22 protein-coding genes and 5 pseudogenes are annotated in these 24,214 nt (G+C 58.4%); 14 read left to right on the plus strand and 13 right to left on the minus strand.

Annotated features, from left to right (window positions below; genetic code table 11):
- Window positions 1-746: 746 nt before the first annotated feature.
- The 3 genes and pseudogenes from AC3CCE_RS02250 to AC3CCE_RS02260 form a co-directional block, all read right to left on the minus strand.
- On the minus strand, window positions 747-935 hold the full coding sequence (locus AC3CCE_RS02250; protein WP_352627254.1) for an IS3 family transposase: 189 nt from the start codon (window positions 933-935) through the stop codon (window positions 747-749).
- A pseudogene (locus tag AC3CCE_RS02255) lies at window positions 932-1,555 on the minus strand (IS3 family transposase); the annotation flags it as partial. The pseudogene AC3CCE_RS02255 and the gene AC3CCE_RS02250, both read right to left, overlap by 4 nt.
- Before the next feature lie 157 nt (window positions 1,556-1,712).
- On the minus strand, window positions 1,713-1,892 hold the full coding sequence (locus AC3CCE_RS02260; RefSeq protein WP_352627252.1) for a transposase: 180 nt from the start codon (window positions 1,890-1,892) through the stop codon (window positions 1,713-1,715).
- A gap of 318 nt (window positions 1,893-2,210) precedes the next feature.
- Between AC3CCE_RS02260 and AC3CCE_RS02265 the strand changes: the two genes are divergently transcribed.
- The 4 genes from AC3CCE_RS02265 to AC3CCE_RS02280 all read left to right on the plus strand — a co-directional run bounded on the left by AC3CCE_RS02265 (window position 2,211) and on the right by AC3CCE_RS02280 (window position 7,556).
- Window positions 2,211-3,515, plus strand: a complete 1,305-nt coding sequence (locus tag AC3CCE_RS02265; protein WP_352627250.1) for a lysine N(6)-hydroxylase/L-ornithine N(5)-oxygenase family protein — start codon at window positions 2,211-2,213, stop codon at window positions 3,513-3,515.
- Window positions 3,516-4,008: 493 nt separating this feature from the next.
- Window positions 4,009-4,788 carry a phytanoyl-CoA dioxygenase family protein gene (locus tag AC3CCE_RS02270; RefSeq protein WP_352448037.1) on the plus strand — a complete coding sequence of 260 codons (780 nt, stop codon included), beginning with the start codon at window positions 4,009-4,011 and terminating at the stop codon, window positions 4,786-4,788.
- A gap of 323 nt (window positions 4,789-5,111) precedes the next feature.
- Window positions 5,112-7,115, plus strand: coding sequence for a class I tRNA ligase family protein (locus AC3CCE_RS02275; RefSeq protein ID WP_352448036.1), 2,004 nt, complete (start codon window positions 5,112-5,114; stop codon window positions 7,113-7,115).
- A 231-nt stretch (window positions 7,116-7,346) separates the two neighbouring features.
- The gene (locus tag AC3CCE_RS02280) at window positions 7,347-7,556 is read left to right on the plus strand and encodes a hypothetical protein (RefSeq protein WP_352627247.1); all 210 of its coding nucleotides are present in this window, start codon (window positions 7,347-7,349) and stop codon (window positions 7,554-7,556) included.
- A 318-nt stretch (window positions 7,557-7,874) separates the two neighbouring features.
- On the opposite strand, the gene AC3CCE_RS02285 is transcribed toward AC3CCE_RS02280, so the two are convergent.
- From AC3CCE_RS02285 to AC3CCE_RS02295, 3 genes are all read right to left on the minus strand, one after another.
- Window positions 7,875-9,332, minus strand: a complete 1,458-nt coding sequence (locus AC3CCE_RS02285) for an NAD-dependent succinate-semialdehyde dehydrogenase (RefSeq protein ID WP_352627245.1) — start codon at window positions 9,330-9,332, stop codon at window positions 7,875-7,877.
- A 549-nt stretch (window positions 9,333-9,881) separates the two neighbouring features.
- Entirely contained in the window at window positions 9,882-10,112 is a 231-nt protein-coding gene (locus tag AC3CCE_RS02290; protein WP_352448033.1) for a hypothetical protein, read from the minus strand.
- Window positions 10,087-10,278: a hypothetical protein gene (locus AC3CCE_RS02295; RefSeq protein ID WP_352627240.1), complete on the minus strand. Its 192-nt coding sequence runs from the start codon at window positions 10,276-10,278 to the stop codon at window positions 10,087-10,089. The genes AC3CCE_RS02290 and AC3CCE_RS02295 overlap by 26 nt, the downstream gene beginning before the upstream one ends.
- Before the next feature lie 254 nt (window positions 10,279-10,532).
- Here AC3CCE_RS02295 and AC3CCE_RS02300 point away from each other — a divergent pair, with 254 nt between their 5' ends.
- On the plus strand, window positions 10,533-10,745 hold the full coding sequence (locus AC3CCE_RS02300; protein ID WP_023671852.1) for a cold-shock protein: 213 nt from the start codon (window positions 10,533-10,535) through the stop codon (window positions 10,743-10,745).
- A 212-nt stretch (window positions 10,746-10,957) separates the two neighbouring features.
- Here AC3CCE_RS02300 and AC3CCE_RS02305 read toward each other — a convergent pair whose 3' ends face one another.
- A complete protein-coding gene (locus AC3CCE_RS02305; RefSeq protein WP_352627238.1) occupies window positions 10,958-11,431 on the minus strand; it encodes a Ros/MucR family transcriptional regulator in 474 nt (157 codons plus the stop codon).
- Window positions 11,432-12,134: 703 nt separating this feature from the next.
- On the opposite strand from AC3CCE_RS02305, the gene AC3CCE_RS02310 reads away from it, so the two are divergent.
- Both AC3CCE_RS02310 and AC3CCE_RS02315 read left to right on the plus strand, forming a co-directional pair.
- Window positions 12,135-12,443: a hypothetical protein gene (locus tag AC3CCE_RS02310; RefSeq protein WP_352627236.1), complete on the plus strand. Its 309-nt coding sequence runs from the start codon at window positions 12,135-12,137 to the stop codon at window positions 12,441-12,443.
- Window positions 12,444-12,584: 141 nt separating this feature from the next.
- Window positions 12,585-13,589 (plus strand): glycosyltransferase family 10 domain-containing protein, encoded by a 1,005-nt coding sequence (locus AC3CCE_RS02315; protein ID WP_352627234.1) that lies wholly within the window; start codon window positions 12,585-12,587, stop codon window positions 13,587-13,589.
- Window positions 13,590-13,726: 137 nt separating this feature from the next.
- Here the strand turns inward: AC3CCE_RS02315 and AC3CCE_RS02320 are convergent, their stop codons facing one another.
- Window positions 13,727-14,080, minus strand: coding sequence for a hypothetical protein (locus tag AC3CCE_RS02320; protein ID WP_023737108.1), 354 nt, complete (start codon window positions 14,078-14,080; stop codon window positions 13,727-13,729).
- Window positions 14,081-15,021: 941 nt separating this feature from the next.
- Between AC3CCE_RS02320 and AC3CCE_RS02325 the strand changes: the two genes are divergently transcribed.
- Window positions 15,022-16,077 carry a cytochrome-c peroxidase gene (locus AC3CCE_RS02325; protein WP_352627232.1) on the plus strand — a complete coding sequence of 352 codons (1,056 nt, stop codon included), beginning with the start codon at window positions 15,022-15,024 and terminating at the stop codon, window positions 16,075-16,077.
- 165 nt (window positions 16,078-16,242) lie between these two features.
- On the opposite strand, the gene AC3CCE_RS02330 is transcribed toward AC3CCE_RS02325, so the two are convergent.
- The 4 genes and pseudogenes from AC3CCE_RS02330 to AC3CCE_RS02345 all read right to left on the minus strand — a co-directional run bounded on the left by AC3CCE_RS02330 (window position 16,243) and on the right by AC3CCE_RS02345 (window position 18,240).
- Window positions 16,243-16,539, minus strand: coding sequence for a hypothetical protein (locus AC3CCE_RS02330; protein WP_352627230.1), 297 nt, complete (start codon window positions 16,537-16,539; stop codon window positions 16,243-16,245).
- Between the two features lie 6 nt (window positions 16,540-16,545).
- Window positions 16,546-17,116: pseudogene (locus tag AC3CCE_RS02335) on the minus strand (IS66 family transposase); the annotation flags it as partial.
- Window positions 17,117-17,179: 63 nt separating this feature from the next.
- Window positions 17,180-17,833 (minus strand): tyrosine-type recombinase/integrase, encoded by a 654-nt coding sequence (locus AC3CCE_RS02340; protein ID WP_488377091.1) that lies wholly within the window; start codon window positions 17,831-17,833, stop codon window positions 17,180-17,182.
- On the minus strand, window positions 17,737-18,240 hold the full coding sequence (locus AC3CCE_RS02345) for a site-specific integrase (RefSeq protein WP_488377092.1): 504 nt from the start codon (window positions 18,238-18,240) through the stop codon (window positions 17,737-17,739). The genes AC3CCE_RS02340 and AC3CCE_RS02345 overlap by 97 nt, the downstream gene beginning before the upstream one ends.
- A 23-nt stretch (window positions 18,241-18,263) precedes the next feature.
- Here AC3CCE_RS02345 and AC3CCE_RS02350 point away from each other — a divergent pair, with 23 nt between their 5' ends.
- From AC3CCE_RS02350 to AC3CCE_RS02375, 6 genes and pseudogenes are all read left to right on the plus strand, one after another.
- The gene (locus tag AC3CCE_RS02350) at window positions 18,264-18,710 is read left to right on the plus strand and encodes a helix-turn-helix domain-containing protein (RefSeq protein WP_352627364.1); all 447 of its coding nucleotides are present in this window, start codon (window positions 18,264-18,266) and stop codon (window positions 18,708-18,710) included.
- 157 nt (window positions 18,711-18,867) lie between these two features.
- Complete coding sequence (locus AC3CCE_RS02355) at window positions 18,868-19,734, plus strand: IS3 family transposase (protein ID WP_352627362.1); 867 nt, start codon at window positions 18,868-18,870, stop codon at window positions 19,732-19,734.
- A gap of 86 nt (window positions 19,735-19,820) precedes the next feature.
- Window positions 19,821-20,040, plus strand: a pseudogene (locus tag AC3CCE_RS02360) (transposase); the annotation flags it as partial.
- 110 nt (window positions 20,041-20,150) lie between these two features.
- Window positions 20,151-20,309, plus strand: a pseudogene (locus AC3CCE_RS02365) (IS5/IS1182 family transposase); the annotation flags it as partial.
- 734 nt (window positions 20,310-21,043) lie between these two features.
- Window positions 21,044-21,820 carry a class I SAM-dependent DNA methyltransferase gene (locus AC3CCE_RS02370; protein ID WP_352448024.1) on the plus strand — a complete coding sequence of 259 codons (777 nt, stop codon included), beginning with the start codon at window positions 21,044-21,046 and terminating at the stop codon, window positions 21,818-21,820.
- A gap of 235 nt (window positions 21,821-22,055) precedes the next feature.
- Window positions 22,056-23,431: pseudogene (locus AC3CCE_RS02375) on the plus strand (IS5 family transposase).
- Here the strand turns inward: AC3CCE_RS02375 and AC3CCE_RS02380 are convergent.
- On the minus strand, window positions 23,403-24,149 hold the full coding sequence (locus AC3CCE_RS02380) for a hypothetical protein (protein ID WP_352627360.1): 747 nt from the start codon (window positions 24,147-24,149) through the stop codon (window positions 23,403-23,405). The pseudogene AC3CCE_RS02375 and the gene AC3CCE_RS02380 sit on opposite strands and share 29 nt — an antisense overlap.
- Between the last annotated feature and the right edge of the window lie 65 nt (window positions 24,150-24,214).

Here is a 24,214-nt window from a genome sequence, read left to right on the forward strand (position 1 = left end):
TCGCAGACCCGACAACGAGTGCAGCCGTGACCGCCCTGATAGAACCTCCTGTGCGAGCTCGGTGGGCACTGCGGAATAGCAGTGAAGCTCACCGCGAACTGGCCGAGCTTCGGATCGACATCGGCGACGGGGCGATTGACGACCACGACGTTGCCGGTGTCGGGCACGGCACGGCCTGAGGAGCTCCGCGGCGGCGATCATCGAATGACTGCGTTTACGAGGGCTCCCATTCCTGGCCGGCCGGTAGGCGCCAAAGACTGCTGCCTCATCCCTCCGCCTGGATTGAGCCGCAGGGATGGAATGGCGTCGTGCTTTGGATCGGCAGAATGGTCAACCAATTCTGTCCGGCTATCGGTACAGAGATTCATTGATGCGCTTAGGCCGGGCATGCGTCCATCCGCGACCACCTGAGCATGAGCATCGATCCTTCACCAACATAGAGAATTGCTTCCCGATGAGAGAGGCCTCGCGGCGGACATGAGTTTGCGTCACAGTTCATGATCACGGCCTCCGAGGATGTCGGGATCGAGCAAGTGCAACGGCATTTGATAGGCGAAGGATCTGGCAGCTTTTGCAACCGCCGACCTCGGTGGGAGAAGGCATATCGCAACCGGCAGAGACACCAGATTGTGACTGTCCGTTCATGAGGCTGGTCTCCATAGAGAAGTATTCTGATGCAGAAGGTGCCCGATTAGCTATTCGGAAAAAGGCGACATCTGGAGTGCGCCCCTGCGGGTGGACAGAGATCAGGCCCCTGATTTGCCAGTGTGCCGGATGTGTTGATCCTCGAACTGCTTTGGGCTGAGATATCCCAGCGCCGAATGGAGCCTGCGTTTGTTGTAGACCTCGTCGATGAAGTGGGGAAGGTGTGCTGCGACTTCCTCGAAGGTTTCGAGCACCATCGGGTAGATCGCCTCGACCTGCAGCGTTTTCATGAAGCTCTCTGCCTTGGCATTGTCATAAGGGTTGCCCCTGCGGCCCATCGAGCCCGCCAGACCATGGCTGGCGAGAAGCTGCCGGTAGGCCTTCGGCGGCACTGGGAGCCTCGATCGGAGTGATGAACGCAGCCTGGCGGCGGCATTCTGCGCTCGACTGCGGCGCTTAAGGCAGCCATCGTCAGGCGGGCGTCGATGGATCGGCCAATGGCGTAGCCGACGATCATGCGCGACCACGCGTCGAGAACGACGGCGACATAAACGAAGCGGGGGGGCAGCGCGACATAGGTGATGTCGGCCACCCAAAGCTGGTTCGGACCCGTCGGGACGAATTCCTTCGCCAGGTTGGAGAAGATCGGGCTGTCATGATTGCTGTCGGTGGTGGCGACGAATCGGCGCCTCATCCTGGGCACCAGATCATGCTCGACCATCAGGCGGCGGATTTTCTTGTGGTTCACGACCACGCCTTGCTGACGCAGCGCCGCACCCACGCGGCGATAGCCGTAGAACTCGAACTCGTCGCAGATCGAGACCATCGCCTCGACGATGGCGGTGTCGTCGGCTGGCCTTTCGGGACGGTCATAGAAGCTGGAACGCGCCATACCCATCAGCCGGCAGCCTTTGGCGACACTGAGACCACGGGGCCGGTGATGACGGACGTAATCCCGCTTTTCGGCCGCGGAGCGCTTTTCAGAGCCCCCTTTAGAAACTCCAGTTCCAGAGCCTGCTTGCCGACAAGTCGCTCAAGCGCGGCAATCCGCGCCTCGTATTCCGTGATCAGAGCTGCCGAGGCCACATCTTCGTCAGGCCGCCTGCTTCATACTTGCCAACCCAGATCCGGATCAGTGTGCGGGTGATGTCGTGCCGTTGCGCCAAGCTGTGAAACGTATCGCCCGACAGATATTCCTGAACAACCTGACGCTTGAACGTGATGCTGTAACTGCGGTGTCTTGCCATGGCTCTCTCTCCGAAAACCCGACAGCACTGGTAAATCCCTCAAACCCAATCTGTCCACCCGCAGGGGCGCACTCCAATCCGAAGTGCAAATCGGGCGCCTCCCTGAAGCGTCCCCCTCAATGTCGGATTTCGGACAGGATCGTAAATCCGCCAAGCCATTGTTTAATAAAGTTCCTTCTCTGGCACGGCCCATGCATGGGACTCTGCGAACGCATCAGCGAGACGTCGTCCATGATCATGCGCACCGAAAATGCCGTCGCCGTAGTGAACACCGCGCTCTCGCCTGCAATTAGTGGGAAGACTCTATAGGAGGAAGCAGTGGAGTTATCTTGCGTTGGGATCGGTGCTGGCCCGTCCAATTTGAGCCTTGCGTGTCAGCTATACGAGCAAGTTGGGAAAGGGGCGGTGTTCCTGGATCGGCAGGTCGACTTCCGCTGGCATCCAGGCAGTGCATTCGATTCCTCGGAGCTCCAGGTCAGCCACTTCAAGGATCTGGTCACTCTAGTGAATCCGCGATCAGCCTACACTTTCGTAAACTTCCTGCACGAGAACGGCCGTCTGTATCACTTCCTGAACGCACAGTTCGGAGCCGTGCTCAGAGTGGAGTTCGAACAATACCTGAACTGGGTCTTCCACAGGAACCCACTTGTGCGTGGCGGCGAGACAGTGCGCGAAATCCGCTTTGACGGCGAGTTTCGGGTGCGGACGGATAAGGCGGTTCTCGGCGCCAGAGACGTCGTGGTCGGCATTGGCAAGCAGGCGCAAATTCCGCCTCAGTTCCAGGGTTGGACTGGACGCAACCTGTTCCACTCATCTGTTTTACTGCACATCCACCCTGAGGTGCGGAGAAAGCATGTCTGCGTGGTCGGCGGAGGACAATCGGGAGCCGAGGTGATGTTGCATCTTATCGGCCTGCCGAAAGAACGGCGGCCTGCCTCGATCACTTGGGTCTCGCAGCGCGAAAACTATCTGCCTCTGGACAACAGCCCGTTCACAAACGAGTTGTTCATGCCCTGCTTTTCGGATCGTTTCGCGGCGATGAGCGAGTCGCAGCGTAAGCTGCTCCTGCGGCGTTTCGTGCTTGCCTCGGACGGCATTTCAGAAAGCACGTTGCGCGCGATCTATCAGGCGCTCTACCGCCACTCATTTTTCGAGCCAAACCGATCCGACATCACACTGCGGCCGGGCTGCACCGTCTCGCACTGCATCAACGCCGGCGCGGGTCACAGGCTGACCCTGCAGCACCGCATGGTCGAGGTCGAAGAAGTCACGGCGGATATCGTCATGCTGGCCACCGGTTACGAGAACGCGATGCCAGACTTCTTGGAACCCATCGCGCACCGGCTGGAGCATATCGACAATGAATTAGCTATTCGCGAGGATTTTTCGGTGAGCTGGGACGGACCGCGTGACAGACGCATCTTCGTACAAAACGCGAGCCTCGGGCAGCGCGGCCTGGCCGATCCGAACCTAAGCCTGCTGGCCTGGCGCGCGCGCCGCATCCTCGATAGCCTTCTTGGGCGCGCGCCATGCGCGAACCCCGAGCATCCTGGCTTCATCAGCCATACGTCGGTCGAGAGCTGGCCCGCCCCCGTAGCCGAAGAAATGGGCAGCGGGATATGACTCGTAAACTTCTGATCATCGGTGGCATCCTGGGAATGATGTCCGCCTCCGCTGCGAAGGCCGGAGGCTTCTCCGAAATCATCGTGACCGAACAAGTTCTTGGACCACGCGGCGCATCGCATTATTCTGGGGGCGTGCATTTCCCCTACGGTTGTCAAGGTCGTACCAGGTCCCGCACTCGAAAGAGCGCCGTGGTCTTGGGGGCCATGGCTGGGTCGGCGGTCAGCGGATGGTGCCGGCCTTTAGCGATGCGTGTCGTGGCTGGACCGGGTGAAGCGGTTGATCCGGCCCAGTTTACCGAAGCCCTGGACCCGGCCGAGCATGACATAGGCAGTCTCGCGCCGAGCTTCACCGGACAAAATCCGTCGGAGCGGAACGCACTTAGCATCGCCGTCCCACATGCGTGGGCGTCTTCGTGGACCCCAACTAGCCAGCGCGCGACTACCCTAATTGGGGTCCGACCAACCAGTCTTTCCAACAGGGGGCTTTTCGCATGTTGACTGATACACAAAGAGACAAGTGGCAGAAAGACGGATACGTCAGGCTCGAAAGCTTCTTTGCGCCAGCGGCTCAGGAAGATATCTCTAATTTTGTCGAAGATGTGTCACGCTGGGATGTCAGCGATGATAAATGGCTCATGTGGTTCGAGAAGACGACGGACAATCGAAAGATCATCTCCAAGATCGAGAATTTTCTCGACTTCCATGATCCATTGTGTCGTTTGCTCTTAGAAGATCAGCGCATAAAGTCAGCAGTCGATGATTTGCTTGGAGAAGATTCGCGCAGGCTCAAGGAGTTGCTGATTTTCCACTACCCCGACAGCGGCGGCTATCTGCCGCATCAGGACATTTATCACATTCCACACAAACTCCCCGACCGGATGGTCCATGCCGTGGTTGCCATAGGTATCGACGACTCCGACCCGGAAAACGGCGGGCTTTTCTTCAGCCCCGACAACCACAAAAAGGGGATCTTTCCCATGGATGCCGGTGGGGTGATCTATCCTCAAGTCGCCGAAACGTTCTCCTGGGAACCCGTAGTATGGAAGGCTGGCGACATCTTCATCTTCGACGATTACGCACCGCACTACTCACGACCGAACAAAAGCAATCGTTCTCGGCGGACACTCTACTTGGTGTTCCAGCGTGCCTCAACCGGTGGGCCGACCCGCGCTGAATATAACGTGCTTAAGCGCGCCCTTAACCCGCCCGAGGGCAAAGTGGCCGATCTCGACAATCTCAAGCCCCCAAATGGGATCTTCTATCGCGATTGAGCTCACGCAGCCAGGCGGAGGCATGCACACGAAACTGATCGACCGCTCAAAAAATGCGCGGACGGTATGGCGGTCTGATTTGCGAGCGCGGAGCATCGGACGCTTTGGCACGTGGATTGTGGAGGTGGTCGCAGGCGGTCTTCTGTGTGCCTACAGCCCGACTAGCGCCCCCCTTTGGTCGCCCGCCTCCCGGCCCAGAGCTGCACTATCCTGGCCGGGCCGCCAACGGGTCGGACTGCCGTTTCTCTCCATGAAGTGCACTTGAGGCTGTTCGTTGGCAGCCGAAGGTCCGTCCCACTCTTCAACAGCTTAGGTTCGTTGTCATGCGCAAATACACGTTTTCTCGAACGGAGCTGTCGCGAGCGTTCGGTATCGACACGGCCACGCTCGGAACGGGCAGCGCTCGCACGGGGTTTTCGTTCGGAAAGGTTGGACCCGGGGTCACATCCGAGCCCCATCGGCACGACGAAATCGAGGCCTTCGTGGTCCTGTCTGGTGCGGGCAAGGTCACCACCGACCTTGGAGAAATCTCGGTCGAGGCCGGCGACGTCGTCCTGTTCCATCCTTTTGAAGCGCATGTGCTGCGCAATGACGGGAACAAAGACCTGGATTTCGTCGATGTCTACTGGCGAGACGGCGAGGCCGCCCTTGATGCCGCTGCAAAGACCACGGCTCCACGCGGGCCGACCTTCGTCTTCTCCGCGCCGCCAACGCCAAATGGCGATCTGCATCTGGGGCATCTTTCTGGCCCCTATTTCGGCGCCGACGTCTATACCCGTTTCCTGCGCATGAAAGGAGTCGAGGCGTATCACCTGACCGGAAGCGACGATTACCAGAGCTACGTCGCGACACGCGCCGCTACCGATCAATGGACGCCTGCAAACGTGGCGCGCTACTACTCCGATGAGATTCGCGCCACGCTTGCACTTCTCGATTGTGACGTCCACAGCTTCCAAGCCACAATGGGCGATGACGGTTACCGCGAATTTCAAGCTGCGTGTTTCCGAACTCTTCTGAGCAGCACGGCGGTAGATCTGCGCCAGAGCCCTGCGCTTTTCGATGCTGTGACAGGCCACTATCTTTATGAGCCGGATGTTAGAGGCCTCTGTCCCGATTGCGGCGGCTCCGCCGCCGGCAACATCTGCGAGGAATGCGGCGCCCCAAACCTTTGCCACGACCTGGGTGCAGCGCGGTCACGGGAGTCTGCCGAAGCGCCGCTGGTCGGCTCCCTCCGCCGTCCGGAACTTGCCCTGGACCGCTGCTACGACAATATCGACCGGCATCTAAGGGCATCAGGCGTTCCGCTACGCATCTTGGATGTCTTCGCGCGCCTACGCCAACGCGGCGAATTTTCAGTACCCATTACCCACCCCTCGGACTGGGGCCTGCCGGCCGAAGGGTTCCCGGGGCAAGTGATCTGGGTCTGGCCGGAGATGGCCTTCGGTTTTCTTTACAACATCCAGGCGCTCGGCCGCTCGCTGGGTCGCGACTGGAAGGCGGAGGTGCCCGGCAGCGATTGGCAGATTGTCCATTTCTTCGGCTTCGACAATTCGTTCTACCACGCGCTACTCTACCCCGCTCTTTACGCCGAGGTCTTCTCCCACTGGACGCCGCGTATCCACTATCACGTCAACGAGTTCTACCTGCTCGACGGCAAGAAGTTTTCAACCAGCTGCCGCCACGCGGTCTGGGGCAAGGACGTTCTGAGCCCAAAGACAGTCGACGTCGTGCGCCTCCATTTGGGCCTGACACGCCCGGAAGGGGAGCGGACGGATTTCACGCTGGACGGGCTGCGCCGCACCGAGAAGGAGGTCTTCCAAGGGATTTGGCTGAACTGGCTTGATGCGTTGGACCAGGAAATCAAGCAGGATTTTGCCGGCCGTGTACCCGATGCAGGCGACTGGAGCCCAGTCGACCGCGCCTTCTTTGCTCGAATAGAGATCTATCGCGCGGCGATGGAGCGGGCATATTCGGACGAAGGCTTCTCGGTCCGGCGCGCGGCCACTCAGGTCTGCGAATTCGTGCGGGATTGCGTGATGTACCGTCGGGCGCGAAACTATGCGGCGGCGCGACGTTTCTATCCCGCCCGCAATCGGACTTCGCTAGCTCTTCAGACGGCGGCCGCTGCGATCCTGGCACTGACACTCGCTCCGCTGATGCCCCGATTCGCCAGAACGCTGGCGCGAGGCATCGATGGCGTCTCAATCGAAACATGGCCCCGGTCCGTCCAGCGCCTTGCGCCCGGGACGCGCTGTGATCTCGGACCCGTGTTGGTGTTCTACGCCAAATCCGGCAATCCTCATCTTGATGAGGAGGAAGCACTATGAGCCCAAAGATGCATCGGTGAGCTATCCCAATCTCGACCAGATGCGAGGCAATCAAAGCCGATATGCCAAATATCTTGACTCGCTGCCGCTGGCGACCGAAGCCGCTATCAAACGATAAAGACCAGATTAGCGGACCTGAACCAACGCGTCGTCGACAACCCTGACCTGCGCCTTGGAGGACCGGCCGGCCGATCGCTTCCCAGCCCTTGCTGTTCGTGCCGCAAATGCTGTGTGGGCTCGACTGCGCTGACCATCCTCTTCGGCATCGGGATTTCCGTCCTCCAGCCGGCAAAGGCTGTCATGCGGTTCGACCCGCTTGGTCAAACTGGCGCCCTGGATCGTGCGCCGATCACCAATGCGAATGCCTGCCTGATGGTATCTTCGGTTCTGTCCGAGCCTGTACCGGCGCGGCCGTCGGCCGAAGAACAACTGAGCTACTGACAATCGGAATATGGCAGGTCAAATTCTGCCCACGAAAACCAGCGTTCACGAAGCTATGGTTCACAACCATACCTGCGCAACGACAGCCCGTCGCCTGTAGATAGTCGGCGAGGGCCACTAAATCGCAAGCGTATCCTCCGTACATTGCGCGCCGTCTTCGCCGACATGCAGACGCTTGTCTCGTCGAGAGGCGCTCCTCAGGATTGCGTGTTGCTCGGGTACGGAGCCGCCCCTCAGTTCCCGATCGATTCCTACAATTCACATATTTGGAGATCGCTCGCTAGGTTACCCCGTCTGTGAACCCTTCAAGCCGATGCTTCAGATGCCGCCCATGCAGAGATATTTCATTTCGAGGTAGTCCTCGAGGCCATGGCGGGATCCCTCCCGCCCGATCCCGGACTGTTTTATCCCACCGAACGGCGCCGCTTCCGAAGACATCCGGCCGGTATTTACCCCGACCATTCCATATTCCAAGGCCTCGGCGACACGCCAGACACGCTTCAGGTTAGAGGCATAAAAATAGGCCGCGAGGCCGTAGATCGTTTCATTGGCATCACGCACGACCTGATCGGCATCTTTGAAGCGAATAATGGGTGCGAGCGGCCCGAATGTCTCTTCGCGCGCGACGGTCATCTCGCTGGTGACACCGGTCAGGACCGTTGGTTGGAAAAACGTGCCATTCGTGCCGATGCGTTTGCCCCCGCATCGAATTGCGCCGCCTTTAGCTACGGCATCGGCAATATGGGATTCAATCTTGGCCAAAGCTTTCTTGTCGATGAGGGGTCCTATGTCCACTCCGAGCGCGAAACCGTCACCAACTTGAAGTTGGCGAGCTCGTTCAACGAATTTCTCGACGAACTCGTCGTGAACGCCCGACTGGAGGTAAAGGCGGTTCGCTGAAACGCAGGTCTGGCCGGCATTGCGGTACTTCGCCTGGATGGCACCGTCCACCGCCGCATCGATATCGGCGTCATCGAAAACGATGAAAGGTGCATTGCCGCCGAGCTCTAGGCTGACTTTTTTGATCTGGTCTGAGCACTGGCGCATGAGCAAGCGCCCGATCTCAGTAGACCCGGTGAAGCTGATCTTGCGGACCTTGGGATTTGTGCAAAGTTCGCGGCCGACCGCGTCACCTTCGGATGCGTAGATCAGGTTGACGACGCCTTCGGGAAAGCCTGCCTGATGGGCGAGGGCGAACATTGCTCCAGCCACCAGCGGCGTCTGTTCAGCGGGCTTGAGGACGATCGTGCAGCCCGCCGCCAGGGCTGGCGAGATTTTGCGCGCCACCATCGACGCCGGGAAATTCCATGGTGTTATCGTGCCGACGACCCCGATGGGCTGCTTGATCACCAGCATTCGGCGGTCCGTCGATGGTGCGGAGATCGTCTCGCCATAGACGCGATTTGCCTCCTCGGCGTACCATTGCAGATACGCCGCAGCATGCGATATCTCCGACTTGGCCTCGGCAAGCGGCTTGCCCATCTCCGCGGTGAGAATTGCAGCGAGATCGTCGGCGTGGTCGATGATCAACTGATGCCATCGCCATAGAACGTCGCTGCGCTCACGTGCGGTAAACCCTGCCCATCCAGGCTGCGCGACATAGGCCTTGTCGATCGCAACGCATGTCTCCTCGACATCCATGTCGGGTAGTTCTGCCAGCACTTCGCCGGTCGACGGGTTGAGGACCTTGAAAGTCCGCTCGCTCATCCGCGTGCCAAGTACCGGCAGGCGATCAATCGGTCCAAACAGGTCAGGGAATCTCAGGTGACGGATCATCGGCAGGCACAGAGGCAATATCCGATTCCTCCTCAACGCAGCAGGTGTCCATAGCAGGTGCGGTGTGTATTCCGGACGTAAGGTTCCTTATAGGGCCTCGGCCATACAGCTAGCAGACCACGGTACCCAAGTGGGAGGGAGAATATCTGAATTCGCTACAAGACGCCGAGCGGTTCTACTAGTCGGGCTCGGCGGTCGGTTGCGCGGTGGCAGGTCCGGCCCGTGCGCAACCTTTCCATAGGTCTTCGCTGTCAGCGTTCACTGTCTCAGCCTCTGCGTCGCCGGCCACCACCAGCACGGCGTTGTTCGGTATTCGTTGGAGATCGTGAATGCGTCGGTGCCGTTCAGCTTCTCCATCTCCTGCCTCCAGCCGTTGACCGGAATGCGGTAGGGCTGATTGGCCGCAACGTCGCGTTGACCTCCTCGTCCACCAGACCTGAGGGTCCGCCTCTCTGCGCCAACGGCGCTCCTCCAGGATCACGTTTCGCTCGGTCTCGATATCATCGTCGTTCAGAATGAGGTTGAACATGCGATCGGCCTCGAAGCCCATCATCTCGCCCAAAGCGATTTATAAGCAATGAGGGCGGTATTGTAGCCGCTGACTGAGACGGCTCCGTCGAACTCGCTGTCGGCGCGGTTGGGCGTCGCCCTAAAGATCAGACGCTCGAGGGAAGGGGCAAGTTCGGGTTTGCCCGGTGGCTCGTCGGCGCTGCGGACCTTGTGCCAGATCATATCAGTGACGATTTGCGCGGAGTCATGTCGACTGTTCCATGCCATCATCGAGCAGGAAATCCGTACTCTTGCCGCCGTCGGTGGCGGCCATAGCCGGAGCGGTCGTCGCCAGGGCCAGGGCGGTGGCAGTGAACGCCTTGCGCAGCCAGGGGGCGATCGATTGCTCCGGTTGGAAAGGCAAGTTTCGAGGCAGTGATTTGTTCCTCATTTTCATGAACGGGCTGCGTCTTCGATCCCCGTGGGAGGATCGCGGGCAGGCCGAGCCAGATGAATCATACGGCCAGGGCTCACTCGAGCCTCATCTTGGGATGGGCCCAGAGACCGGCGGCGGTGTTCTTGGGGGATGGTCATTGGAGGGATTTTCCTTGATCCGCGACACCTTGCGGACGACCACGCCCAACTCTCGGCTATGACTCGGACAGGCCTAATGGCCTGCCCACGTTGCATTGTAGAAGAAGGAACAAGTATATGACGACTGGAACGGTAAAGTGGTTCAACAGCACCAAGGGGTTTGGATTTATCCAGCCTGACAATGGCGGTCCGGATGTTTTCGTCCACATTTCCGCTGTCGAACGCGCGGGCCTCTCGACCCTCGCTGACGGCCAGAAGATCAACTATGAGATCGAGCAGGATCGCCGCACTGGCAAGTCCTCCGCTGGCAGCCTCAGCAAAGCTGGTTGAAATTTTCTCCTGCGAAGTCGCAAGAGTGGGCGTGTAGGCCCGGAAGTGCTCACTGCCGCTCGATAGGGCAGCAGATTGCTGCATGGGTCGCGAATTCCTCATGAAACAAGTTGTTGGAAAGGAAGGCGGGGTTGACCCCCCCCGCCTTTTTTATGCGACGCCCAGATTAGCCGACGGCTGCAACGCTGCAGAAGGAATTTCAATTGCCGCAATCAAGCCGCGACCTTCTTGCGAGTTCGCTTCGTTGGCACCGGCGCTTCCGGCTCTTTCGGCGCTTTCGGTTTGCGGCCGAGCCCCATCGTTTTGGCCAATGACGAACGCTTCGCGGCGTAGTTCGGCGCCACCATGGGATAATCCACAGGCAGGCCCCATTTGGCCCGATATTCACCCGGCGTCAGCCCATAGTGGGTCGACAGATGGCGCTTTAAAGATTTGAATTTCCTCCCGTCCTCAAGGGAGATAATGTAGTCCTGTGTCACCGACTTCCTGATCGGGACTGCGGGCGTAAGGGCAACCGGCTCTTGTGCAGAGACACCTCCGGCCGTCGCTCTCAGAGCCGCATGCACTTGGCCGATGAGGGCAGGGAGATCCCCCACCGGGATCGGATTGTTGGAGACGTAGGCCGACACGACATCGGCGGCAAGCCCAATGAGGGTGTCGACGTTTTTTCCGGCTTCTTCTGTCATGAAACTCTCCAGGCGGTGAAACATAGTCAGCGAAGCGTCGCTTCATAGGGCCGGTTGCCGCTGAAAGCAACAATGTCTCTGACTGCGTTATTGCCAATGCTCGTCCAGAAGCGACATCGATGCGCCAAATTTCGCGTCGTGACCGCTGAGCCACTCGTTGTTGGCGACCCTGCCGAGGTGCGTGGCGCGTGCCGCTCTAACTGTGCGCTGAAGTTGCTAGTAGCCTCGAGGCCAAGCGCGCTATTTTTGTCTCGCTTTGCTTCTTTGGACTGTGAAATCGAGCGATAGTAAATCGCTTGATGGTGGGCGTCAGGGACGATGGAACAAACGTTCATTGGCAATGGCCAAAGATGTAAGTTCATCGCCGGTGAGCCGCTCTGCAAGGGGGCTGGGAACCGCCGCTGATAAACCAAGGACATCAATGAATTTCGAGGCGTTTCTTAGCCTGTCCTGGAGAGACGGCAATGGCTGCGGATGACACCTGTTCCACGATATCAAACAGCGCGGCGACACGGGCAGCTTCTCGAATCTGGAGCGGCTTCTCGCACGCTGGCGCCGCGCCGAGAGGCCGGGCGAGGACAGTGAGTCGCCTGCTTCAACCATAAGCATCAACCAGCCAGCGACGCGTCCTCATACGGAATCCCTTGACCGGCCGTGTGAACTCGCCGGTACTCGCCCCGGCCCTCTGCACGAAGCTCGGGATGTGCTGACGATCAACCAGGCCACAAAGGTCGACGTCCTGAAGCAGGGATCACATGAGTTTGCCACTATGCGCAGGCTTGCCATTCCGCGGCATTTTGCGGGGCCTGTGAATTCGGCAAGCTCGACACTTCGTGGCGTCAACTCCGGGCTCGTCGCCATCACGCGTTTCGGTCTGGTCCTACGCCGTAACGTTGACGCCGTTCGCGATGCCATTGAAATGCCGTGGAAAAACGGCCAGGCGGAAGGGCTGATCAACCGCCTGAAGACGATCAAACGTACCATTAGGCAGAGCGGGCTGCGAGCTCCTTAGGCACGCATGCTGCCACTCAGCCGGCCCGATCACCACACGAAGCGAGGAAGAACCTAGTCAAGTGCAAAGCGGCAATTGTGCCTCGACAGCAGGTCCCGGAAGGTTTATGCTGCCCAATGTTACCGCAATCCGGAATGGCGATTGAGTACCTTCACGAGTGAAGGGAGTGGAACTGCTTTGTCGGCCAAATTGTTGACGGAACGCCCGGCGCCCATTGTTGCTACATGTCTAGATTCTTGGGGCGTTTTGGATGATGCAATCCACCAACTCACTCCAAAGGGCAGTGGAATCTGGAACAATGTCGCTTTTGTACGCACGACATCATTCGTGCCCGATTGGCATATTGTCTTTAACTCTGCTTCTCTTTTTGGGCTGCCTGTTGATATCGAGGCGAGCCCAAACAGGATAATTTTTGCAATCGGCGAACCGCCGACGAAAGCTCATCGTGCATTTCATGAAGGGCAGGGGAAAAATACTATCGTCCTGACGTCTGACGCAGAGCTGGTTGCTCGGCAGAATGCAGCGCGCCGATTCGTTTTGTCTCCACCGATCACTCGGTCTTGGTCTGTAAACAAGACATATGACCAACTTCTGGTCAGCGAAGTCGTGGATAAGCCACTTCGGCTCTCATGGATTACCAGTAACATCGCCCTGCTTAAAGGACATCGGTATCGGCTGGCGTTTCTGGAACGGCTAAGAATGGAGCTCGATTTTGACCTGTTCGGCCGAGGTTTTCGGCTGATTGGAGATAAATGGAACGCACTCGCACCTTATCGTTACAGTATAGCTTTCGAGAATACTCGTGCTGATTACTATTTTACAGAGAAGCTTATGGACTGCTTCGTCGCTGAAACAATGCCGATCTATTACGGCAGCCCGGCAATCACGAGGTTCTTCCCTTCGGACTCTATGGTTCTGATTGACCCAGAGGACAAGAACGTAATCCAAAAAATTCAAGAAATCATCGACTCGGACCTCTGGAAGGAACGTCGCGGCGCAATAAGAGAGGCGAAGCGGTTGGTCCTCGAGAAATACAATACGTTTGCTTATCTCGCGGGCTTCATCGAAAGCGTTCAGGATAAACCCTTACCGCCGGAAATTATACACATCGATTCGCCTGAAGTTGATTTTGCAATAGACGAATGAAGTACTCCAACGCGCGCTTCGCGTGCCCGGCGGTTGGTGGTCTGGCGAGATCGGTACGGAACGCTCGGCGGAGAATGCCTGCTGCGCAGACGGGCCGGCACGGGCGCACGAGGTCATGCGCCCCCGGCTGCCGCTGATCAGACGAACTGGGGAAGGCCAGGAACGGAATTGAGGACCTCGTCCACGAGTTCGTCGCCGGCATGTTCCTTGGCGCAGGCGATCGTCTCGTTGGCGAGGCCGGCGATCTTTGCCATGCTGAGACCCTCACTCATCAATTGCTGGCCGAGCCCCATAAGGCCGCCACCCTCTGGGTCGTCGCCATGATACTTCGCTACTAATTCCGAAGCTCCCGGAATGGCCTCGATCATGCGCGCAACGGGACCGTCGGCCGCGTGGCTTTGCAGGAAACCCAGCATTAACCCAACGCCCTTCTCTGCGAGAGCCGGGCCGATGCCGGCACCAGTGGCGATGCGCGGTAAGAATTCTTCCATGCAGGGTCTCTCTCTCTCTTTAATGAGGTTTACACGGGGCCGGTCCGGCGCCCAGCGCCCTTGGCCGAACCACAATTGAACTCCACAAAAATAGGCCGGCGGAGGTGCTATTGCGCGTAAAACCGCCTCTGTCAACGCAAGCTGCGTCGGACGTGCGTGTTTCGCAAACCGAAGATCATTCCAATTCACATCATTAATGGCAACCGCACAGTTTGCGGTGGCTCGCCTATGGGCTAATGCCCCGCGTCCCGTCAAATGATGACGACAACGTGGTCATCGCCTAGGATCTGTGGATCAAGGTGTGAGGCAGTTACAGCTGGTGGACCTGCTCAAGCGCCGCGCCGGCACAAGGGCTAGATTGGCGATACTGCGCGTATTGGCCATGTCTTTCCTCGCGTGATGGGATGTTCGTAGAAGCGGAGCTATATGCCGGTGTGACGATCGACAAGGCGGACCGGCTATTCCGATAGGACATTCCATACTGTCGCATAGACCGTCGCTGCTTAGGTATTGAAACCGCCATCGCTGGTGACATCACAATTTGCAGTCGGCGGGTGTCCACGCAATCAGCAGGTCAGGAGGAACGAATGAACCCTGAGGTTTCAGAAGCTCACTTTTCGCAAGCCGTGCAGCGCACATCGTGCAAGTGATTGCCAGTCTTGCGGATGCTATCGACTTTCTCAACGATGGAGGGAAGATCGCAGTGACCGAATCTACGAAGCCGCCCCCAGGGCGTGCTTTGATGCATACAACGTTTGCGAGCAGGGATACTCCTCCTCCCTGAAGTCCAATCGAGAAGAGCGATCAGTTCCAAGAGGGTTCCAGCTCAGCCGCGAAAACCGGTGTCAGACCCCGATCCTCTCCCTCAGCTGATCTAGCTCAGGGCGTTCATGAGCCGCAGATCGCATAGTGGCTGCGTGCACGACGCAGGAAGACCATTTATGAAAATCCTATTCAGAACGATGGCTGTCACCTTGCTGGCACCCACCGCCTTTGCTGCGGATTCGATCCCCACCGACCTCAGAGATACGGCATTGGCCACCTTCAGGGCTTTGCCATCCACCACGCCGACAGTCGCCAACAACCCGGTCACCCCGGAAAAGATCGCTCTCGGCAAGGCACTGTTCTTCGATCCACGCGTCTCGGCGTCAGGCGTTTTGTCGTGTAACTCGTGCCACAACCTGGCCACCGGCGGCGACGACAATCACGAAACCTCGATCGGCCATGGCTGGCAGAAGGGACAGCGCAACGCGCCGACTGTACTGAACGCTGTCTTCAACATCGCCCAGTTCTGGGATGGTCGTGCCGCAGACCTGAAGGCTCAGGCGAAGGGACCGGTCCAAGCCGGCATCGAAATGGCCAATACACCGGGCCAAGTCATCGCCACGCTCAAGTCCATGCCGCAATATGTCGAGTGGTTCGATGCAGCTTTTCCGGCTGAAGCCGATCGGGTCACCTTCGACAACTTCGCCAAGGCAATCGAAGCCTTCGAGGCGACACTGGTCACACCGGCCCCGTTCGACAGCTTCCTGAATGGTGATGAGGTTGCCATGACTTCCGACCAGAAACAGGGCCTGGCGCTTTTCATGGACAAAGGCTGCTCGTCCTGCCATGCCGGCATCAACGTTGGTGGGGAAGCCTATTACCCATTCGGCCTCGTGGAACAGCCCAGCGCCGAGATCCTGCCGGACAAAGACAGGGGACGATTCGCGGTCACCAACACAGCCGATGACTACTATGTTTTCCGTGTGGCGCCGCTGCGCAACGTTGCACTCACCGCGCCATACTTTCATTCGGGCAAGGTTTGGGATCTGAAACAGGCCGTCGCCATCATGGGGACCACCCAGCTTGGCGTAGTACTGGCGGACGAAGAAGTTGACCTGCTTGTTGCCTTCCTCAACTCGCTGACCGGAGAGGCACCCGAGGTCGCCTATCCCATCTTACCCTCCGAAACGGCGACAACGCCCCGGCCTGTAACGCAGATCTCAGGAAAATAAAGGGCCAACTGGCTGCGGACGTCGCAATCGAAAATGAATGCGGCTTTTACTTGGGCCACACGAATTGCCACGTCCATCTCCGAATTGGCGGGAGGCTAGCAATACCCGAAACCTGCCACTTCGCGTACCCATCCGGTGAAGACCGCAGGTAGCTCAAGCCTGTTCCTAAAAGTTTGATCGGAGCGCCACGACTAGTTCTGCGACTCTATCGCACAGTTTCGGCATCTTGCGATCGGACAGCGCCATGTCCTCTGTGGCGATTTTGAAGAGATAGCCGGCGATGTCTTTTGCCGTCGCGTTTTCGTGGATCAGCATCCCGAGCACGACGTCGGCATAGTCGTCATATTCGTCCTTAGCTTCGGGAATGCCAGATATGCCGATCGGATCCCAATCGCGAAGCAATACATCGCGAACAAGAGCTCGGTTTTTGTCAGGCTGATCTCTGTCGGTTTTGTGAGCCATCAGAGCCTACGCAGCAACGGCTTTTACTGACGATGCCACCCAATTCCAGGGGAGCAATTGCTCCAGCCTGGAGATCGGCATGTCGGCGATGTGGGCGAGAACATCGGCCAGCCAGGCCTGCGGATCGACGTCGTTGAGCTTTGCGGTGGTGATCAGGGTTGCCATGAAGGCGGCCCGATCACAACCAAGCTTTCCTGCCGAGAGCGAAACCACGCAACGCCCGTTCGGCGGCGTTGTTGGTGAGACAAATCCGGCCGTCGCCGAGGAAGGACGTGAAGCCATCCCAGCGCTTCAGTATGTAGTCGATAGGCTCGGCAACCGGAGAACTGCGCGACAGTTTGGCCCTCTCGGTTCGCAGCCAGGCCTCAAGTTCGGTGGCGAGAAGACGGCTTTCCTGCCGGCGTCGTTGCAGCCGTTCGTCGGCGGCAAGCCCGTTGATCCCGCGCTCGATGTCAAACAGCGCGTCGATGCGCTTGACGGCCTCGAGCGCGATCGGTGAGATCGGCGCGGCGTTCTTGCCGCGTTTGGCATTGGCGGCGATGTCGGCAAGCACGAAGAATTTACGACGCGCATGTGCCTTATCTGTTGCACAAGATAAGGCACATTATCCAGGGCGAAGTTTTATCTGGAGTTCTGCCGCTCAGAAGCTGGGTTCTGGCGAAAAAGCCGGCGGTGTTTGTCGACATAAAATCAGAGCGACTGGAGGAAAGAAAGCAGGTCTGGCTTCGGCTTCCATGGTTTGGTCTCGACGGGCTCGAGATCGGCATGTTTCCAAGGTCTGCAGCGCATCACGCTTCATCTTCAGGTTAGTGGCTATGTAGCGGCTCGTGGTCGCAATGCTGGCGTGGCCGAGATAGTCGCGGATTACGGTCGCGTCAGTGCCCGACTGCAGCAGCGCGGCGGCGCAACTGTGGCGCAAAACGTGCGGCGTAACACGATCACGTGCCAGGGTCGGCCGATCCTGGGCTGCTGCTGAGACATGCTTGGTCAGAATGTAGGCCACTCCGTCGCGGGTCAGGGGCTGACCGTGACGGTTGACGAAAACATGCCGCTGATCCTCAGCTGTCATGCCGTGCAGGCGGCGCAGTGCATCGGCCGTTTGTGACCATATCGGCACGAGCCGTTCCTTGCGACCCTTGCCCCGTAGACGAACCTGCCGTGGTGGCATCAGTTGCAGATCACTCCATAGCAGGCCGGTCACCTCGCTGACCCGTGCGCCGCAATTGTAGAGAAAAAGCAGCAGCGTATAGTCGCGCCAGCCTTGGCGGGTCCGTCGATCGGGGGCCTCGATGATGGCCGAATATCGGGAGCTTCAAGGTAGTGGCCAGGTCGAAGTCGCGCCCGCTTCGATGGCAGCGCCAGCACCTGTGTGTAACGGACCGCATGGTCAAGGTCGTTGCGCAGAAGGTGCTTGAAGAAGCTGCGCAGCGCGGCACGGCGGCAGTTGCGTGTGGCGGCGGAATTGGACCTTGTGGTCTCGAGATGATCCAAAAACGCAGCGATCATATTGGCGTCGAGATCGTTCAGCCTGAGCGCGGCGACCTCGCGGTTCTGACGCTGGGCCGCAAACAACAGCAGCAGCTTGAGCGTATCGCGATAGGCGCGGATCGTGTGCGGGCTCGCGCCGCGCTGACGGGGCAGATAGGTGGTGAAGAAGGATTCGACGAGGGCGAAGAGCGCCTGTGACGCGGCCGCCGAGATAGGCTACAGCAAGGGCACTTGGCGTGTATATCGACGCCTTCCTGTGCCCACATCGTGAGGCGGTGGACCGCGAAGGCATGACGGAACTGCGTATTCCAATGAGACCGGACAGTGATTCCGAAACGAAACCGGACGCTTATGGAGTGCACCCCCAGACTGAGACAAGGAAAATCGCGGACAGTTTCCCCGCAAGGAGAGGAAACTGGGGCATGGCCGGACGGCAAAGAGTTATTGATGATGACCAAAAGCTGGAGCTTCTCCGGCGCATGGAGGCGGGCGAAACCGTCAGCAAGTTGGCAGATGAGGTCGGTATCAGTCGGCAACGACTTTACGAGTGGCGTGATCATCTGAGGCTTCATGGTAATCTGAAGTCACGTCGGCGCGGCCGGCCGGCCAGGACAGCAGGAGTTGATGGGGCCGCGCAGCTGCAGAGTGCAGTCGATGTGCCGTCACCTCAGGAAAGGCACTGAGCAAGGCCAGGCGCCGGATCAGGGAACTGGAGCAGAAGGTCGGGCAGCAGCAGCTCGATCTCGATTTTTTTTCGCGAAGCCTTGCGGCACTTCGAGGAAGATCGGCGTCGGAGCAGCGCTCCGGCGAAACGGGATCTTCAAAGTCATCGAAAAGATGATGACCGGCCTTTCGCAAGGCGAATTCAACATCGACAGAATGTGCTGGCTCGCTGGTGTCAGCCGCGCGAGCTATTACCGTCACTGGCTGGATTCGGCCCCTCGTCGGGCCGAGACGGGTTTGCGCGATCTCATTCAGAACCTGGCTCTCGGCAACATACACTACGGCTATCGCCGAATTGGAGCCCTGCTGAGGCGCGAGGGGTGGCAAGTCAATCACAAATGCGTTCTACGGATCATGCGTGAAGACAATCTGTTGTGCCTGCGCGCTAGACCCTTTGTGCCTGTGACGACCAACTCCCGGCATGGTTGGCAAGTAGTGCCGAACCTCGCGAGGGGAATGATCCTCAATGGCGTAAACCAGCTATGGGTTGCCGATATCACCTTCCTGCATCTGGCCGAGGAGTTTGCCTTCCTTGCCGTTGTCCTTGACGCGTTTAGCCGCAAGGTCGTCGGATGGGCGTTGGATACGCATCTTAGAGCAAGCCTTGCCATCGAGGCTCTCGAGATGGCGATCGCTGATCGCCAGCCCGTACCCGGGAGCCTCATCCATCATTCCGACCGCGGGGTTCAATACGCGTGCGGGGCCTACTCCGAACTTCTGCATCGCTGCGGCATCCAGGCAAGCATGAGCCGTGTCGGCAATCCTTACGACAATGCGAAGGCGGAGAGCTTCATGAAAACCCTGAAACAGGAAGAGGTGCAAGGTCTCGCCTATAAGGATGCAGATGATGCCCGCAAGCACATCGGTGCTTTCATAGAGACCGTTTACAACACGCAGCGCCTACATTCGGCGCTCGACTACCTCAGTCCGGAGGAATACGAACAGAAGCATTCACGCGGGCGACAGATGGAAAAGGCTGCATAGCTTAACACGGGAGGTGTCCGCGATTTTCCTTGTCTCAGTCTGGGGGTGCACTCCAACGGAGTCCGGTTAATCGTCGGAATTTGCACGTCCACGTCGTCCTCGACAATTACGCCGCCCACAAGCACCCGAAGGTGCGTGCCTGGCTCAACCGCCATCAGCGCTTCACCTTCCACTTCACGCCGACCTCGTGCTCGTGGCTCAACGCGGTCGAGGGCTTCTTGCAGGCGGCCATCAACCGCTTGGACCGCCGACCCCGACAAGATTATTGCCGCCGTCAAACGTGGGCACCAAGTGTTAGATTCCATCCACCTATATGAGGTGGATAGGGCCCAGCAAACGAGCCGCGTCGCGTGGTTGAGCCCGGAACCTGGAGCTGAAATCTATGAGGATGCAGAACATATCCTTATCTTGGCAGAGCTAACCAGGAACGCCGTGTCACCCGAGCCATCAAGCGCCAGATGCGCCGCCGCGCCGCGATCGAGCCCGCGATCGGCCACATCAAGGCCGAGCACCGGATGGGCCGCAACTATCTCGCCGGCGAGCAGGGCGATGCCTTCAACGTCCCTCTTATTGCTCCCGACTAATTCTCTGATTGGGTCGGTGAGTCAAGCTTTTCCTGCCCTTTCCGTGTCGTCTCTTCTGCACTGTGCCTAAGGTGGTGCCCTCCGCGATCCAATTCTTGTCCGTTGTTGGAAGTCAGACAAACTGTGCCGTAGCAAACAGATAGAATCAGACGCGAAAAGCCAACTTACTGAATCGGAACCGTTTTAGTGTTGGCATAGCTCTTGCGCTTCTAATCGAGACGATCACCTAAAAACAGAGCCATTCGATGCACAGACAATTTCGATTGAGAGAATGACCACCTCGACATCGCAAACGATCGATAGAAAATACTTCTTTCGGATTCCATTCTCCGAGTAAAAGAGGTGCATTCACCAAAGAATCCAAACGTCATATCTCGGTTTGCCGGCGAGCCGGCCTGTAGTCGGGGACTTTTCGGGGGCCGATCATAGATGACTTATCTCCGAAAAGCGAAAGGTAAGCCTCGATGTCGGGTTTGGCATTTTTGGGAATTTCCCCCTGTTCGCAGTCAGAACGCACTAGACAATCCGAAAAATGTCACTGCTGGATGGCGGATGTGGTTTCGGAAACAACTCGGATCGGTCTCAACAACCAAGCGAATATGGCGTTCCACATCTTGGCGCTCGCCATGCGGGCCACGGACTTGGAAGCGGAGGAGGATGTCTCCGGTCTTCACGACTGCCCGTGCAATATAACCAAGCTGACAATAACCATGCGGAGATGCACCATGAACAATGTCCAGCGCGAAAATGATGATGCGTACACAGACTTTGGTGTTTATTGGAGTGACGTATATGACGAATACGCGGAACTAAACAAAACTGCAGAGACTGCGAAGGCCGTGGCATTCCTAGCAGGACTTGTCGGGGGGGGTGCAGCGTTAGAACTCGGATGTGGAAACGGACATATTGCGTTGCCGCTGGCCAAGGTGGGACCGCAAGTCCATGGTCTCGATAATTCCGCTCGCATGCTTTCGTTACTTGAGAAAAAAAATGGTCAACGCTTGGTGCAAACTTATCACGGCGATATGGTAAACTTTGATATTGGAAAGCGGTTCGATCTGGTTTATTGTGTCAATAATTCGTTCACGCATATGCTTTCCGTAGATATGCAGCTGGCATGCCTAAAGTCAGCAAAGAACGCACTGGCAGATAATGGATGTTTTGTTATTCATCTAAATTACCCAAACACGACAGATTTTACCGGGACTGGAAAGTATGGCGATCAAAGGACGACGGTTTTTCACGTAGATGAAGATCGAACATTAGTTAGATTTACTAGGCACAATCGTAATGAACAGCTGTTTGTTTCGCAAGATCTTTGGATTACGCCCCGGGGTGTGCGCACACTGCCTACCAAACTTAGATATGTATATCCATCCGAACTAGAACTTCTCACTCGTTTCGTCGGCTTTGAACTAGTTGAGCGTTGGGGCGATTGGGAGCGGCGGCCAGTTGACACCTCATCCTGGAGCCACGTGTCGGTCTATCGAAAGACTGATTAAAGTCTCGCTCTCTCAGCTCGACTTTGTACGTTTAGGTGGCGAAGCACAGGGCTTGCGCCATTCGCAGGATGCGCTCTGGCGGGATATTTTGTCGTTCCCGGTTTGGCGGGGAGTGTTGATTAGTTCGGCCTGAAAAATAGCTTGAAGCCTTGTGTTGCAGGGTTCCCAAGGGGTTTGAAGTATTGGAAAATGCCGGAAATCGAATCCGATCCTGTACCTTTCCGGTGTTTTCGCGATGCTGCCATCCCGTCCGTCACGCAACAGGAATGACCTCTTCCGCGAACGTCTGGACGCGATCATCAACATGAGGCACCCCCTGGTTCGGCTTTCAGGTCTGATGCCATGGGCACGGTTCGATGAGACGTTCGGCCGCTTCTACCGTCCGGTCGGCAGGCCGGCCAAGCCGACGCGGTTGATGGTCGGGCTGCATTACCTCAAGCACGTCCATGCCCTGTCGGACGAGGAGGTGGTGGATCGCTGGGTGGAGAATGCCTACTGGCAGTATTTCTGCGGCTTCGAGTTCTTCCAGCACGAGGCGCCGATCGACGCCAGCACGATGACGCGCTGGCGCAAGCGGATCGGGCCGGAGGGGCTTGAGGAAATGCTGAAGGCGAGCGTCGAGGTTGCACTCGACACCGGGACGGCCAAGCCGAACTCGCTAGAGCGGATCACCATCGACACCACGGTGCAGCCGAAGGCGATCGCCCATCCGACCGACAGCCGGCTTTACCTGAAGGCCATCCAGATACTGGTTCGCCAGGCGAAGCGGCATGGCGTCGTGCTCAGGCAGAGCCACACCCGACTCGCCAATGCCGCGGCGGTTCGCGCCGGCCGCTATGCCCACGCCCGGCAGTTCCGCCGGATGCGACGCGAACTGAAGCGCCTGCGCACCTATCTCGGACGCGTGTTCCGCGACATCAGCCGCAAGATCGCCGGCAATGCCAAACTCGAGGTCAGGTTTGCTCGATTGTTCGGGCTGGTCGAGCGGCTGCTGGTCCAGAAGCCGAAGGACAAGAACAAGCTCTATTCACTGCATGCGCCCGAGGTGGTCTGTATCTCGAAAGGCAAAGCCCGTACGCCCTACGAGTTTGGCTGCAAGGTCGGGATCGCAACGACGAACCGGGAAGGCCTCGTGCTGGCCGCCAAATCCTTCGAGGGTAATCCGTATGACGGCCATACGCTCGCCGCGACCGTCGATCAGGCGGTGGAGATCGGCGGCGTCGACCCGGACCGCATCTATGTCGACAAGGGCTATCGCGGCCACGACTACAAAGGCTCGGGCTCGGTGATGATCGCCGGCATCGGCGCGGCCTGACGGCCACCATGAAGCGGGAACTGAAGCGACGATCGGCCATCGAGGCCACCATCGGCCATATGAAAACCGATGGGAGGCTGGACCGGAACTTCCTTCTCGGCCATGTTCGCGACGCCATCAATGCGCTGCTCGTGGCCGCAGGCCACAATCTGCGCCTCATCCTCGCCACGCTGGCGCTTTGGCGTGCGCTCATCCTGCTGGCGCTTGCTGCTTCAGCCGCGAAACCGGATACTTCCCCCGTCTCCGCGACCATGCCGTGTCAATGGCTTAACCGTTGTTCAGGGCGGACTGATTAATGTCGCCGATCCAGATTGCGAGGCGGACGGCGCCGATGGCATCGCTGAACGTGAGGCTGGTTTTTCGGTACCACGCTGCTGCGTATGGGGCGGTGGTGCTGGTGAGCAGATCGCAGGCCCATAGCGATACGAGGCTGTAGAGCCCGAGCAATGCCGGGGTGGTTCGTGCAATGGCCTTGTCGGACCATTGCCGCTGGGTCTCAACGCCAAGGTGGACACGGGTCCAGCGGCGGACGAACAGGGCGATGACGTCGGCGGGCTCGAGGGTGGTGTCGATGCTGAAGAAGGCTTTAGGGGGGCGTTTGCCATCGGGATCCCGGACCAGCACCCAGCGGATCGGCATTACCGGGGTACCGGGCCTGTACCACAAGGCGGTATCAGACCTGATCTCGAGCGTCTTGCCGTCGACATGGCCATACCAGGCGGACACGATGATCCTGGCCCAAATTGTGGCGGGGTTGGACAGGAGTGTCTTGAGCTTTGGTAGCGCTGGACCTTTTTGCGCTGGCCGGCCGAGGGTGCGCGTGGTCTGCTTTGGCGGTGGCGCAAACAGGCTGGCATCCAGTCGCAGCCGGCTGATGAGCGTTGCCCTGGCAGTGATGGCATGGGCCAGTTCATGGACGGCAAAGCTGACTACTCGTCGGAGCTCTTGAAGGCGGGTGACCCGGCTTGACGTTTGGCTGCACTGATACGCGACGACGATGCCGGCCTTGAGCAATGGATCGAGGACGCCACAGACAGCGAACTGGTTTCCCTTGCAGCATGTCGGCCGTGACATTGCGG

This window comes from Mesorhizobium sp. P160187, assembly GCF_057766425.1.